The sequence below is a fragment of the Methyloversatilis sp. S146-33 genome (assembly GCF_059552495.1).
Genome location: NZ_JCANOT010000015.1, coordinates 113,639 through 126,489, shown reverse-complemented (window position 1 = coordinate 126,489; position 12,851 = coordinate 113,639). Strand labels below are relative to the sequence as shown.

The 12,851-nt window shown below is 68.3% G+C and carries 13 protein-coding genes and 1 riboswitch; of the genes, 6 read left to right on the top strand and 7 right to left on the bottom strand.

Annotation, left to right across the window (positions count from 1 at the left end; genetic code table 11):
* Positions 1 to 50: 50 nt before the first annotated feature.
* A riboswitch (cyclic di-GMP riboswitch) is annotated at positions 51 to 139 on the top strand.
* Positions 140 to 226: 87 nt separating this feature from the next.
* A complete protein-coding gene (locus tag AC51BJ_RS03380; protein WP_496279323.1) occupies positions 227 to 2,575 on the top strand; it encodes a DUF1631 family protein in 2,349 nt (782 codons plus the stop codon).
* 23 nt (positions 2,576 to 2,598) lie between these two features.
* Here AC51BJ_RS03380 and AC51BJ_RS03375 read toward each other — a convergent pair whose 3' ends face one another.
* Positions 2,599 to 2,931 carry a hypothetical protein gene (locus tag AC51BJ_RS03375; protein WP_430434212.1) on the bottom strand — a complete coding sequence of 111 codons (333 nt, stop codon included), beginning with the start codon at positions 2,929 to 2,931 and terminating at the stop codon, positions 2,599 to 2,601.
* Positions 2,932 to 3,081: 150 nt separating this feature from the next.
* Here AC51BJ_RS03375 and AC51BJ_RS03370 point away from each other — a divergent pair, with 150 nt between their 5' ends.
* The 4 genes from AC51BJ_RS03370 (at position 3,082) to AC51BJ_RS03355 (ending at position 4,988) form a co-directional block, all read left to right on the top strand.
* Positions 3,082 to 3,534, top strand: a complete 453-nt coding sequence (locus AC51BJ_RS03370; RefSeq protein WP_430434211.1) for a DUF3106 domain-containing protein — start codon at positions 3,082 to 3,084, stop codon at positions 3,532 to 3,534.
* Positions 3,518 to 4,117 carry an RNA polymerase sigma factor gene (locus AC51BJ_RS03365; RefSeq protein WP_304003293.1) on the top strand — a complete coding sequence of 200 codons (600 nt, stop codon included), beginning with the start codon at positions 3,518 to 3,520 and terminating at the stop codon, positions 4,115 to 4,117. Before AC51BJ_RS03370 ends, AC51BJ_RS03365 begins: the two co-directional genes overlap by 17 nt.
* Positions 4,110 to 4,376 (top strand): hypothetical protein, encoded by a 267-nt coding sequence (locus AC51BJ_RS03360; RefSeq protein WP_430434209.1) that lies wholly within the window; start codon positions 4,110 to 4,112, stop codon positions 4,374 to 4,376. The genes AC51BJ_RS03365 and AC51BJ_RS03360 overlap by 8 nt, the downstream gene beginning before the upstream one ends.
* 69 nt (positions 4,377 to 4,445) lie before the next feature.
* Complete coding sequence (locus AC51BJ_RS03355; RefSeq protein WP_304003297.1) at positions 4,446 to 4,988, top strand: hydrolase; 543 nt, start codon at positions 4,446 to 4,448, stop codon at positions 4,986 to 4,988.
* Here the strand turns inward: AC51BJ_RS03355 and AC51BJ_RS03350 are convergent.
* From AC51BJ_RS03350 to nadC, 4 genes are all read right to left on the bottom strand, one after another.
* Positions 4,966 to 5,904: an alpha-hydroxy acid oxidase gene (locus AC51BJ_RS03350; protein ID WP_496279378.1), complete on the bottom strand. Its 939-nt coding sequence runs from the start codon at positions 5,902 to 5,904 to the stop codon at positions 4,966 to 4,968. The genes AC51BJ_RS03355 and AC51BJ_RS03350 overlap by 23 nt on opposite strands.
* A 104-nt stretch (positions 5,905 to 6,008) precedes the next feature.
* The gene (locus tag AC51BJ_RS03345) at positions 6,009 to 6,692 is read right to left on the bottom strand and encodes a Fe2+-dependent dioxygenase (protein ID WP_496279322.1); all 684 of its coding nucleotides are present in this window, start codon (positions 6,690 to 6,692) and stop codon (positions 6,009 to 6,011) included.
* A 220-nt stretch (positions 6,693 to 6,912) separates the two neighbouring features.
* Entirely contained in the window at positions 6,913 to 7,050 is a 138-nt protein-coding gene (locus AC51BJ_RS03340) for a hypothetical protein (protein WP_008059032.1), read from the bottom strand.
* A 39-nt stretch (positions 7,051 to 7,089) separates the two neighbouring features.
* Positions 7,090 to 7,938, bottom strand: a complete 849-nt coding sequence (gene nadC, locus AC51BJ_RS03335) for a carboxylating nicotinate-nucleotide diphosphorylase (protein WP_304003303.1) — start codon at positions 7,936 to 7,938, stop codon at positions 7,090 to 7,092.
* Positions 7,939 to 8,240: 302 nt separating this feature from the next.
* Here nadC and AC51BJ_RS03330 point away from each other — a divergent pair, with 302 nt between their 5' ends.
* Positions 8,241 to 10,394, top strand: coding sequence for a putative bifunctional diguanylate cyclase/phosphodiesterase (locus tag AC51BJ_RS03330; RefSeq protein ID WP_430434206.1), 2,154 nt, complete (start codon positions 8,241 to 8,243; stop codon positions 10,392 to 10,394).
* A 3-nt stretch (positions 10,395 to 10,397) separates the two neighbouring features.
* Here the strand turns inward: AC51BJ_RS03330 and AC51BJ_RS03325 are convergent, their stop codons facing one another.
* Together AC51BJ_RS03325 and AC51BJ_RS03320 are read right to left on the bottom strand one after the other, a co-directional pair.
* Entirely contained in the window at positions 10,398 to 11,294 is an 897-nt protein-coding gene (locus tag AC51BJ_RS03325; RefSeq protein WP_496279321.1) for a DMT family transporter, read from the bottom strand.
* Entirely contained in the window at positions 11,257 to 12,798 is a 1,542-nt protein-coding gene (locus AC51BJ_RS03320) for an NAD(P)H-hydrate dehydratase (protein ID WP_496279320.1), read from the bottom strand. Before AC51BJ_RS03320 ends, AC51BJ_RS03325 begins: the two co-directional genes overlap by 38 nt.
* Positions 12,799 to 12,851: the final 53 nt, after the last annotated feature.

The following is a 12,851-nucleotide window of genomic DNA, read 5'->3' as shown; positions in this document are numbered from 1 at the left end:
CCTCAAGTCCGCGCCCGGCGGACCGTTAATTTCGGTGAAATCTGATAACAGCTGAACCAGGGCAAACCCGTCGAAAGACGGCGACGCAAAGTTTCCGGTCTACAGGGTGACGACACCCCATGACAGCGGGGCCGCCGCTATACTGCGCCACAGGTTGCGCTCCGACCTGAAACTTGCCCGGGTTTCGGCCTTTTCACGTCGCGTTGAGCGACCGCAAAGGTAAACAATGAGCGCCGCTTCACCGATGCCTCCCAATCTGCCGCCCGAACGCGGACGCGTTATCAACGACTGCCGCGATTTCACGCTGCGTCGTCTGCGCGAATCGCTGCACGGCATGCTGACCAAGATCGAAGAAGATCTGGTCGCGCGTGCAGAAGCCGAGCTCGACCGCGACCAGCGCAACCTCTACATGTTCACCTGCGGCAAGGCCCGCGAGAACTGGGCCGGCATCGAGCAGGCCTTCATCGACAATCTTTCGCGTTATTTCGACGCCCGCGTGCGCGGTGAGCCGCTGAAGGCCTCCGCCGCCGCCACGCCGAAATCGCTCGACGAACTGAGCCTGGTCGAAGAGGACGTGCTGACCCAGGATCTGGCGGTCAGCGAGATCACCCGCAAGCTGAAGGAACACTGCGACGAGGATCTGTACGCGGTCGAACAGCGACTGGGCAGCCTGCTCGGCAAGCAGGATCCGACCGATGCCGACAACCCGATCGGTACCGAGGCCATTGCCAACGCGCTGCGCGCGGCGTCCGAAGAGGTCGACCCGGGCGTGCAGATGCGGCTGGTGCTGCTGCAATCGCTCGAACAGCAGATTTCCAACGAGCTGGCCCGTCTCTACCAGGAACTGAATACCCGTCTGGTGCGCCAGAACGTGCTGCCCGGACTGCGCCGCGGGTTCCGGCGTGCACCGATGGCAGGGGCGCGGCCGCGCGGCGCCGGGCCTGCACCGGGTGGCGAGCAGGCCGCGATGCCGCGGCCGGACTTCGGCACCGTGTCATCGGTACAGGGCTTCGGCAGCGCGTCGATGACGCAGGGTTTCGGCACGGCGTCGATGCATCAGGGCTTCGGCGATCCGTCGATGTCGGGCGTTGGCGGTTTCGATGGCGAGGGCGACATCTATGCGATGCTGGCCCAGCTGGTGCAGGGTCAGATGGCTGCCCAGGGCATTCCGATGCCGGCTGCCGGCGGCAGCGGGCCCGCCGCCGGCTTCACGCCGGCCTCGCCCTTCGTGTTCGAGGCGCTGAGCGCGTTGCAGGCCGAGGCCGATCATCTGCCGGTGAGTTCCGGTGTCGGGCTTCCCGTTCCGGTCAATGTTCTGCGCGATTTCCGCAGTTCCGATCTCGGCCGGCATCTGGGGCAGTTCGACGCGATCACGGTCGACATCGTCGCGATGCTGTTCGACCTCATCTTCGACGACGCGAACATCGCCGATCCGATCAAGGCACTGGTCGGCCGGCTGCAGATCCCGCTGGTCAAGGTGGCCATGCTGGATCGCAGCTTCTTCTCCAGCAAGGCGCACCCGGCGCGCCGCCTGCTCGATCTCATTTCTCAGGCCATGCTGCGCTGGGGCCGCGATGTCGGCCACGACGATCCGCTGTACGTGAAGCTGGCGGAAATCGTCGATCGCATCCTGCGCGACTTCGAGCGCGACATGAGCCTGTTCGAGGCCTGCAACAGCGATCTCGAAAGCTTCATCGAGGCGCTCGAATCCGAGGAGTCGCAGCGTGCCGAAACGGCCGCCCGTCTGGCCGAAGAGCGCGAACAGGAACGTCTGCGCCGCGACGATGCGCGTCGCGCCGCCGACGACGCCGTCGACGACCGTCTGCGCACGCCGCTGCCTGCGGTGGTGCAGAACCTGCTCGACGGCGTCTGGCGCCGCTTGCTGCGCACGCTTGCCGAGCGCGGAACCGATACCGAGGTCGATTACCGGCAGGCTCTGGTGACGGCCGACGAACTGATCTGGAGCGTGCAGCCGAAGAGCGATCCGGAAGAGCGGCGCAAGCTGGTGCAGGCGCTGCCCGGCCTGCTGCGCCGGCTGAATCAGGGTTTCGACACGGCCGAAGCGCATCCGGCCGACAAGTTGCTGCTGCTCAACGGCCTGTTCGATCTGCACGCACAGTGGATCAAGCCAGGGGCGACGCCTGGCGCACCGCCCCCGGTGAAACAGTGGGTGCCGGGCGAGGGCTCGGCGAATGACGCGGTGCCGGCGCCCGAGGTGGTGACAGAGCACGTCGAGCAGGATGGCCTCGAGTACGAGGACATTTCGCTCAATCTGCCGGCGCATCTCGATATTGCCGACGAAGGCCGGGTGGCCGAGCTGAAGCGTGGCGACTGGGTCGAGTTCAAGCAGCCCGACGGCAGTTTTTCGCGCATGCGCCTGAACTGGGTCAGTCCGCAGCGTGGCATCTATCTGTTCACCAATCCCGGTTCGCCGCGGGCCACCTCGATTGCGCCCGACGCGCTGGCGCTGCAGCTGGCGCGGGGCGAAGCGCGTATCGTCGATGCGGCGCCGATGTTCGAACGCGCGGTCAGTCAGGCGCTGGCACAGCCGCGCGACGAGCTTGCCGCCGGCTGAGTGTCCCGCGCGCGGCAGCGCATTCAGCGCGTGTGCTGGCGATCGTGCTTCTGGTGGCGGATGCTGCGCTTGGCGCGGTCCTGCATCTTTTCCATGCGCAGCGCCTCCTTCCTGTTCAGCGAGCCGTCGGCCAGTGCCCGGTTTTCGGCGTGATCGATGTGCGCCTGCTGGTGTTCGAGCCGCGTTGCCTCGCGCTGGGTGAGGTTGCCACTTTCGACGCCGTGGTCGATGCGCTGTTCCTGCCGTACCTGACGCGCGTCGATGCGTTGCTCCATGCGCTCGGAGGGCGTCTGCGCCAGCGCGCTGCCGGCGACGAGCAGGGGGGTGATGGCGAGCAGGCCGGGGATGAGTTTCATGGTGTTCTCCGCAGGTTCAGCGTCGGCGGGATGCGTCTGCTGTGACCGTGAGACGCGTCGCCCTGGCCGGCCCTTACGCGCCGCCGCTGTAAGCGGATGTAATGTGCGCTCAGGCGCGTAAGGAATGCCGCGCCGCGGCGTCAAACTGTCGTGTCCATCCTTCTGCTTGCGATGATGATCTTTCGTCTGACCCTGCTGTGTGGCCTGCTCTGGGCAGGTGTCGCGCAGGCCGAAGTGCCGGCGGTGCCGGACCCGGGTGCCTGGAGTGCCTTGCCCGCCGACCGGCGGGAAGCGCAGGCGCACGAACTGCGGCAGAAGCTGAAGGCGGCCACGCCAGAGGAGCGGCGCGAGTTCCGCGCCCGGCTGCGCGAGCGTCTGTCGTCGCTGCCGCCGGAACAGCGCCGGGAAATGAGCGAGCGGCTGCGCGAGGACTGGAGATCGATGAGCGCGACCGAACGCGAGCGCCTGCGCGCCGAACGGCGCGCCTACATACAATCGTTGTCGCCGGACGAGCGGCGCGCGCTGTTGCGCGAGCGCCGCGAAATGCTCGAGCAGATGACACCCGAAGAACGCCGGCGGCTCAAACGTGAACTTGAACGCTGAGGGCGCGCTGTCCGGCTTCGGTGTGCTGCTGCCGACCGGCTGGCGCAGCGACGCGCTGTTGCTGCAGCAGGCGAGGGCGGGTGAGCGGGTGGCCAGTGACGAACTGGTGAAACGCCTGCTGCCGCCAGCCCATGCGCTGGCCTGGAAACTGACCGGCGACGCCGCCGAATCCGACGACGTCGTGCAGGAGGCGTTCTGCCGCCTGTGGCAGCACGCAGGGCGCTTCGAGGGAAGGGCGCAGCTGTCCACCTGGTTCCTGAGCATCGTGCGCAACCTGTGCATGGACCGCTTCAGGCGCAGCCGGCCGCGCGCCGACGAGGCGGAACTCGAATCGCTGGCCGATCCGCAGCCCACGCCGGAGGAGCACTGGCAGGCGGCGGCGCGCAGCGGCGCATTGCGCGCCGCCCTGGCAGGTCTGCCCGAGCGCCAGCGCGCGGCACTGATGATGTGGGCCTGGCAGGAGTACGATGTGGCAGCGATCGCGCGCGAGCTCGGCATTGCCGACAATGCCGCGCATCAGCTGCTGTTCCGGGCGCGCACGCGCCTGAAGGCCCTGCTGGCCGGGGAGACCGACGATGACTGAACGATTTTCTGATGACGCGCTGCGCAGCGCACTGCGTTCGCTGCCGCCACCGCCGGTGCATGCCGCACTGACGGCACGCGTGCGGGACGGCGCGCCGCGTCGTGCCGCGTCGGCGTGCCCGCGCTGGGTGACGGGCGTTGCGCTCGCCGCGCTGGTGCTCGCCGTGGCGGCCGGCGTGTTCGAGTACCGTGCGTGGCAGGAAACCGAAGAGCTCGCGCAGCTCGACGAGCTGTCGATCACTACCATGCTGGTTCTTTGACGCAACGGGTTTTCACCGTCGGGCCGGCCTGCTACGCTGCGCCGCTGCCTTGCCGATGGAGTGCATCAAATGCTGATTGACCGCCAACGTTCCTCGCTGCTGCTGATCGACATGCAGGAGCGCCTGCTGCCGGCGATGGACGACGCCGACCGCCTGCTGGACAACGTCGTGTGGATGGTGAAGATCGCACAGCGGCTGTCGGTCCCGGTATTGGTCAGCGAGCAGTATCCAAAGGGCCTCGGGCCGACGGTGCAGACCCTGCGCGACCTGATCCCGGCCGAATCCATCGTACCCAAGATGCATTTTTCATGCGTTTCCGACGGCTGCCTGAAACCCTTGCTGGACGAGGCGCGGCCGCAGGTCATCGTATGCGGCATCGAGTCGCACATCTGCGTGCTGCAGACCTCGATGGATCTTCAGTCCAGCGGCCGTCAGGTGTTCGTCGTCGCCGACTGCGTCGCCTCGCGCGACCCGTCCAACCGCGGCCTTGCGCTGGAGCGTCTGCGCCAGCACGGCGTTGTCATCGTGTCGCGCGAAATGGTCGCCTTCGAATGGCTGGGCGCGGCAGGGTCCGAAGAATTCCGCGAGATCAGCCGCACCTATCTGCGCTGACGTCAGCCAGCGTGGCGCAGCCGCACAGCGCCATGCTCATTTCCAGTTCGTCGCGCAGCAGCCGGATCACGTGCGCGACGCCGAGCGCGCCGCCAGCGGCCAGACCCCACAGACAGGGGCGTCCGACGAGCACCGCGCGGGCGCCGAGCGACAGCGCGCGCAGCGCATCGGCTCCGCTGTCGATGCCGCTGTCGAACAGCACCGGCACGTCGTCGCCGACCGCAGCGATCACCGCCGTCAGGCAGGACAGGGCCGGTGGCGCGCAGTCCAGCACACGCCCGCCGTGGTTCGACACGACAACCCCGTCGCAACCGCGATCGACGGCGCGCGCGGCGTCCGCCGCGTGCAGCACACCCTTGATCAGCAGCGGCACCGGCGTGCGCGCGCGCAGCCAGGCGAGGTCGTCCCAGCCGGGCGCGTCGCCCATCCAGCCGTCGAACACCTCGCTCTGCCCTGGCTGCAGTTGGCGGCCGACCGGAGCGTCGATATTCACCGCGTGCACGTCGGCCGGCAGCGGTGAGGCCGCAAGCTTGATTGGCGCATCGACGGTGAACACCACGCAGCGATAGCCGGCGGCGAGCGCGCGATCGAGCAGGCGTGCCGTGCGCTCGCGGTCGCCCTGCCAATAGAGCTGGAACCACAGCGGTTTCTCGGCCGCACGGGCGATCTGTTCAAGCGGCTGGCTGGCCAGCGTGCTGACGACCATCTGCCCGTCCTGCGCCGCGGCCGCCATTGCGCTCGCACACTCACCGTCCGGATGCTGCAGGCGCTGGTAGGCGATCGGCGCCAGCAGCAGCGGGTGGCCCAACATTTCGCCGAACAGTTCGATCCGCGTATGGCCGCCGCGCACGTCGGTCAGCGGTCGCGGCCACAGCGGCATGGCGTCGAGCGCTGCACGGTTGGCGCGACCACATATGGTGTCGCGGCCGCCGTCGAGGTAGTGCCAGATGTCCGGATGCAGCAGTTCGCGCGCCCGCTCGCGGTAGCCGGCGATCGACTGCGGCAGGTTGAGCGGCGCGTTCAGGCCGAACCCCAGCGGCGCAGCAGGTTGTGATAGATGCCGGTGAGCTTGACCATGGACGGCGTTTCGCCCAGCTGCTGGCGCAGCGTCAGCAGTTCCATGTCGAGGTCGAACAGCAGGCGGCGCTGCTCGGCGTCGCGCACCATGCTCTGGATGAACATGAAGCAGGCGATGCGGGCGCCGCGCGTCACCGGCGTCACCTCGTGCACCGACGACGACGGGTAGAGCACCAGGCTGCCGGCCGGCAGCTTGACGCTGTGCCGACCGAAGGTGTCGTCGATCACCAGTTCGCCGCCGTCGTACTCATCCGGATCGGCGAGGAAGAGGGTGGCCGACAGGTCGGCGCGCACATAGCCGCTGCCGTCCGGCATCGCGCGCATCGCGTTGTCGATGTGCTGTCCGTAGCGGTTGCTGCCGCCGGCATAGCGGTTGAAGAAGGGCGGCAGTATCTTCGCCGGCAGTGCGGCGCTGAAGAACAGCGGTTCGCGGTTCAGCGCCGCCAGCACGCGCCGGCGCAGCTCCGGCAGCGTCGGGGCGCTTTCCGGCACCTGCTGGTTGTTCTTCACGACCGTCGCCTGCGATCCGGCGGTGAGGGCGCCACTGGCCCACTCGGAACGGTCGAGCAGATCGCGGAGGGCGGCGACTTCTTCGCCGGACAGCAGGTCGTCTATCGTCAGCAGCATCGGAGTGAATTCATGGCGGACAGCAGGGCCGCGCGGCCGTCACCCGGACGGCGCTGGCCGCCGGCAAGTTCGAAGAAGTAGTTCTCGTTCCGCAGCTTATACACGTTCAGGCACGGCTTGGGATCCAGGCTGACTTGACGCAGCGCAAGCGGCGCGCATACCGGGATGCGACCGCCATCGAGGCAATGGCGCGGGGTGTGCTCGACGGGGCGCGTCGCGCTCAGAGATAGAGCACGGCCGGGAAGACGGTGACGGCCAGTACGAACACCAGCCATTCGAGGTTGTTGCGGGCGAGGAAGCCGGTGAAGTGCAGGATGAGCACCGTGATCGCCACAACGTAGTACAGGATGAACCACATCAGACGGAATCTCCGCGAGTAGGGGCTGGCGCCGGACGCTCAGCGTTCGACGTGGCGAAGTGAAAGGTCGATGGCGCGGACGTTCTTGGTCAGGACGCCGATGGAGATGCGGTCCACGCCGGTTTCGGCGATCGCCCGCACGCGGTCGAGGTTCACGCCGCCGGACGCTTCGAGTTCGGCGCGACCTGCGTTGATGGCGACCGCTTCGCGCATCTGTTCGATGGACATGTTGTCGAGCAGCACCATGGTGGCGCCAGCGTCGAGCGCCTCGCCCAACTGGGCCAGCGTCTCGACCTCGATCTGGATGAAGGCATTCGACGGTGCGATGCCGCGCGCGCGCGCCAGTACCGGGCGGATGCCGCCGGCGGCCATGATGTGGTTTTCCTTGATCAGGATGCCGTCGTACAGTCCCATGCGGTGATTCAGGCCGCCGCCGACGGTGACCGCATACTTCTGCGCCAGCCGCAGGCCGGGCAGGGTCTTGCGGGTGTCGACGATGCGTGCCGAGGTGCCGGCGATGGCGTCGACGAAGCGACGCGTGATGGTGGCGGTGGCCGACAGCAGCTGGACGAAGTTCAGCGCGGCACGCTCGGCGGTGAGCAGGGCGCGGGTTTCCGACAGGATTTCACACAGCCGCTGGTCCGGCGCGACCCACTCGCCTTCGGCCACATGCCAGGCGACGGTCGCTTTCGGGTCGAGCGCACGCAGGCAGGCTTCGAACCAGTCGCGGCCGCACAGCACTGCTTCCTCGCGCGCTGTCACCATGCCGGTGGCGGCGCGTCCGGCCGGGATCAACCGTGCGGTCAGGTCGCCGGTGCCGACGTCCTCGGCCAGCGCCTGCGACACGTTGCGTTGTATTTCGATGGACAGCTGATCGTTTTCCCGCATGGCTCGTCTTCTGTATTTGTCGCGGCGCATTCTAGCATCGGCCTGCCCCGGCCCATGCGAGCCGCAAGGCTGGCACAGGCAATCCGGCCTTCCTCCCAAGTTCGTCACGAATCGGCTTCACGTGCGCGCCGCCATGCTTAAAGTTGCGCTGCTCGCTGCCGTAGCAGGGGAATCAATACGAGAGCCGACTCGAACAGGCTCCGCTCGCATCGTCCTTTTGGGGAGAAGGAAATGTTCATCCACGTGGACGCGCCGCTGGCGCGCGGCCCGGCATCGCCCTGTCGATGCGGGGCGCTGCTGCCATGACAGGGCAATACCACCCGCTTCTGGTTGCACTGTCACTGCTGGTGGCGGTGATGGCTGCCTGGTCCGCACTCGATCTGTCGCAACGCATCCATAGCACCGACCGGCGCGCCGCGCGCATCTGGCTCTTTTCCGGTGCGCTGGTGCTCGGAACCGGCATCTGGTCGGTGAACTTCGTCGGCATGCTCGCCTATGCGCTGCCGATGCAGACCGGCTTTGACCTGATCATCACCGTGCAGTCCTGGCTGATATCGGTCGGCGTATCGCTGTTCGCGCTGCTCTGCGTCAGTCGGCTGGCACCGGCGCAGCGACTGCGCGCTCCGCTGGCCCTGGTCGTCGGCGCCGGTATCGTGATGGTGTTCCACCTTGCGTTGTCGGCGATGCGTATCGAACCGGCGGTCGGATACCGTCCGGGTCTGCTGGCGCTGGCCGTGCTGCTGGCCTGGGCGCTGGCAGCGGCGACCGCCCGCGCACTGCTCAGGATGCGTGCGCTCGATGGTCGCGCGCTCTATCTGTTCAAGGTGCTGGCGTCGATGGCTATCGGGCTCGTGCTGTGCGCAGTGCACTACATCTGCATGGCGGCCGTGCGCTTCGAGGCGAATGCGGTCAGCCTGGCCAAGCACGAGATCGATCCGACCTGGCTGGGGCTGACCATCGCCGTCGCGGCCATCGGCTTCACCTGGATAGGCAGCGTCGCCGCGCTGTTTGATGCCCGCATGGAACATCGCACGCGGCAGCTCGCGATGCGTCTGAAGGCGGCCAACAGCGAACTGATGCACGCGGCGCTGCACGACCCGCTGACCGATCTGCCGAACCGCGTCAATTTCGATGCCGCGCTGGCCGAGGCGGCCGAGCGCGTGCGGGGGCGAGGGGCGCGACTGGCGGTGCTGTTCGTCGATCTCGATGGCTTCAAGCCGGTCAACGACGTGCTCGGTCACCACGTCGGCGACGAGGTACTCAAGTGCGTGGCGCGCCGGCTGCGCAACGGTCTGCGTGAAGGCGACCTGGTGGCCCGCATCGGCGGCGACGAGTTCGTCATGCTGTCCGAGGGCGCGATCGATGCCGAAGGTGCCGGCCGGCTGGCGCAGCGCCTGGTCGATGCCGCCAGCCAGCCGATGCTGATCGGCACCCATGAGATACAGGTGTCGGCGTCGGTCGGTGTCGCGCTGTTTCCCGACGACGGCGACGAGAATCGCGTGCTGGTCTGCGCCGACACCGCGATGTACGCCGCCAAGCACGCTGGTCGCAACACCTGGCGCCTGTACTGCGAGGACATGGACGGCGGCGGTGCCGACATCCTCGGCATGCAGCGTGCGATCCGCCGTGCGCTCGACAACGACGAGTTCGTACTGCACTACCAGCCCAAGGTAAGTGCGGTCGATGGCGAATTGCGCGGTGTCGAGGCGCTGATCCGCTGGCAGGACCCGGAGCGCGGCATGGTGCCGCCGGTCGAGTTCATCCCGGTGGCCGAGCGCTTCGGACTGATCAATGCGATCGGCTTCTGGACGCTGCGTGAGGCCTGCGGCCAGATACGCAGCTGGATGCACGCCGGCCGGCGTATACCGGTGGCGGTGAACCTGTCGCCGCAGCAGTTCAGACAGCCCGATCTGGTCGAGCGCGTGCGCGCCTGCATCGACGAATTCGACATCGATCCCGGCCTGCTCGCGCTGGAGATCACCGAGTCGGTGGTGATGGAAAGTTCGACCAGCGTGCGGCGGGTGCTGGAGGAACTGAAGGCGATGGGCGTCACGCTGTCGATCGACGACTTCGGCACCGGCTATTCCTGCCTCGCCTATCTGTGCCGGCTGCCGGCGCGTCAGCTCAAGATCGACCGCACCTTCGTCATCGATATGGACCACGTCACCGAGGCGCGCCATGTGGTCGAGGCCGTCATCCGCCTCGCCCATTCGCTGCGCATGGAGGTGGTGGCCGAGGGCGTCGAGCGCTCGGAGCAGGTGATCGCGCTGCGAGCGCTCGGCTGCGACCTGATACAGGGTTATTACTTCTCGCGGCCGGTGCCGGCGGGCGAGATCGAGGCGCTGTTGCAGAGCCGGCAGCTGGGCGAGCTGTCTAACCGGGCATGCAGTCTCGGCGAGGGCTTGCAGGCCGACGCGGCCAACACGCCGCAGCCGCTCGAACTGGCCGCCGGTTGAGCGTCAGCGCCGGTGGGCCAGCCAGGCACTGGCCAGTCCGCAGACGACGATGAGGCCGGCGCCGCCGACGGCGCTCGCCCCCGGCAGGTCACCGAACACCAGCCAGCCCATCAGCGTCGCCCACACCAGCTGCACGTAAATGAGCGGGCTGAGCACCGACGCCGGCGCGAAAGCCATCGCGCGTATCAGCAGGAAGTGGCCGGCCATGCCGGACACGCCCAGCGACACCACCAGCAGCGCGTCGACCGGCCCCGGCAGTTCGCTGTGCGCGGCCGCCGGCAGCGCCAGCGAGGACAGCGTCGCACCGACCAGCGCGGTGTAGTAGAGCGTGGTCAGCGGCCGCTCGGTCGGCGCCAGCTTGCGCGTGGCCAGCTGGTACAACGCATACAGCAGCGAGCCGCCGAGCAGCATCAGTACCGGCAGCAGCGGCAGATGACCGTCCGGGCGCGCGATCAGCAGCACGCCGGAGAAGCCGAACAGCGCCAGCATCCAGTTGGCGGCCGTCACCCGTTCGCCCAGCACCGGCCCGGCGAGCAGCGTCACGATCAGCGGCGTGACGAAGAACAGCGAGGTGCCCTCGGCCATCGGTATCGTCTTCAGCCCGCCCATGATCAGGAAGGACACGCCGGCCAGCAGTGCGGCCCGCAGTATCTGCAGCCGCCAGCGCGGCGTTGCCAGCAGGTTGCGCCGCATGCGCGGCCACAGCACCGCGCCGAGCACGATGGCGGGCACCAAGTAGCGCGCCCACACCAGCACGCCGACCGGGTAGCGCTGCGACAGGTACTTGCCGGTGGTGTCCAGCACGGCGAAACAGAACAGCGCGGCCAGCATGAAGGCAACGCCGATCAGCGGGTGCCTGCGTTCAGAGGTGGATATGGCCGACTTCCTGCAGATCGGCACCGGCGATCAGTGCGTTGAAGGCGGCACGGGCCGACTCGATCACCTCGCCGGCGGTCAGGCCGTTCGGTCCCTTGCCCAGTGCGACCAGGCGGTCGCCGGCCAACCCGTGCAGGTGCACGCCGCCGATCAGCGCGAGGTCGGCCGGCCAGCCCTGGGCCAGCAGGCCGGCGATCAGGCCGGTCAGCACGTCGCCCATGCCGGCCGACGCCATGCCCGGATTGCCCGTCGTGTTGATGAACCAGCGTCCGTCCGGCAGCGCCAGCACGCTGCCGCAGCCCTTCAGCACGACCGAGGCGCGGAAGCGGCGCGCCATCTCGCGTGCCGCAGCGATGCGGTCATGCTGCACCTTGGCAGTCGTGCTGCCGAGCAGGCGGGCGGCTTCCATCGGGTGCGGCGTCAGCAGCGTCGCCGCGCCCCGTTCGACCAACGCTTTTTCGAGATCCGCGTGCTGCGACAGCAGGTTCAGCGCGTCGGCGTCGAGCACCAGCGTGGCCGGCGACAGCACAGCCTCGCGCATCAGGTCGAGTGCGGCCGGGCTCTGGCCCAGGCCGGGGCCGATCGCCACGCAGGTGGCGAGATCGCCCGCCAGCACGTCGGCCGGCGTGCGGATCATCAGTTCCGGCTGTTCCGGGTCGAGCGGCAGTGCGGCGTGGTCGAGCATGCCGACATAGACGCGCCCGGCGCCCACCTTCAGCGCGGCGCGGCCAGCCAGCAGCGCGGCGCCGGCCATGCCACGCGCGCCGCCGACCAACACCGCGTTGCCGTGCGTGCCCTTGTGGCTGTTGCGCGCACGCGGCCGCAGCAGGTGGTCGAACAGGCCGCGACCGACCTGCCAGCCGGACGGCTGTACGACGGCGGCGCAGTCGAGCCCGAGGTCGTGCACCGACAGCTCGCCGCAGTGGTCGGGGCCGTCCAGCGTAAGCAGTCCGGGCTTCAGCGCAATCATCGTTGCGGTGTGCGAGGCGCGGATCGCGCGGCCGAGCACGGCGCCGGTGTCGGCGTTGAGGCCGCTGGGTACGTCGATGGCGAGCACCGGGCAGTCCATGTCGTTGACCGCGTCTATCCAGGCCGCGTGTTCGCCCTCGATCGGGCGCGTCAGGCCGATGCCGTACAGCGCGTCGACGACGATGGAAAAGTCGCCGCGCGGCAGTCGCGGCACGGTGACACCACCGGTGGCGCGCCACGACGCCCACGCCGACACCGCGTCGCTGGCCTGCGGGTGCTCGTCGCCCTGATAGGCGACGACGACGTCGAAACCGGTCTGCCGCAGCTGGCGCGCCAGCACGAAGCCGTCACCACCGTTGTTGCCGGGGCCGCACATGACCAGCACGCGACCGTGGCGCCCGCCGAGAATCTGCATCACCTTGGCCGCACCGGTGGCACCGGCGCGCTCCATCAGGCGCGGCGAACTGGCGGGCGCGTAATGGCGCTCGATGCGTCGCAGCGCCTCGGCGTCGTACAGCGCCGTCAGCGATGAGGTGTTGAGGGTTCGCGGGGTGGGCATGCTCGGACCGGACTGTCGCCGGACCGACGGGTCCGGCGAGCACAGGCGCGCAT

Bases quoted from the DNA above. Each gene is read 5' to 3' on its own strand.
- nadC (WP_304003303.1), bottom strand. From the start codon at position 7,938: ATGCGGGAAAACGATCAGCTGTCCATCGAAATACAACGCAACGTGTCG.
- AC51BJ_RS03320 (WP_496279320.1), bottom strand. From the start codon at position 12,798: ATGCCCACCCCGCGAACCCTCAACACCTCATCGCTGACGGCGCTGTAC.
- AC51BJ_RS03330 (WP_430434206.1), top strand. From the start codon at position 8,241: ATGACAGGGCAATACCACCCGCTTCTGGTTGCACTGTCACTGCTGGTG.
- AC51BJ_RS03380 (WP_496279323.1), top strand. From the start codon at position 227: ATGAGCGCCGCTTCACCGATGCCTCCCAATCTGCCGCCCGAACGCGGA.
- AC51BJ_RS03375 (WP_430434212.1), bottom strand. From the start codon at position 2,931: ATGAAACTCATCCCCGGCCTGCTCGCCATCACCCCCCTGCTCGTCGCC.
- AC51BJ_RS03355 (WP_304003297.1), top strand. From the start codon at position 4,446: ATGCTGATTGACCGCCAACGTTCCTCGCTGCTGCTGATCGACATGCAG.
- AC51BJ_RS03360 (WP_430434209.1), top strand. From the start codon at position 4,110: ATGACTGAACGATTTTCTGATGACGCGCTGCGCAGCGCACTGCGTTCG.
- AC51BJ_RS03340 (WP_008059032.1), bottom strand. From the start codon at position 7,050: ATGTGGTTCATCCTGTACTACGTTGTGGCGATCACGGTGCTCATCCTG.
- AC51BJ_RS03345 (WP_496279322.1), bottom strand. From the start codon at position 6,692: ATGCTGCTGACGATAGACGACCTGCTGTCCGGCGAAGAAGTCGCCGCC.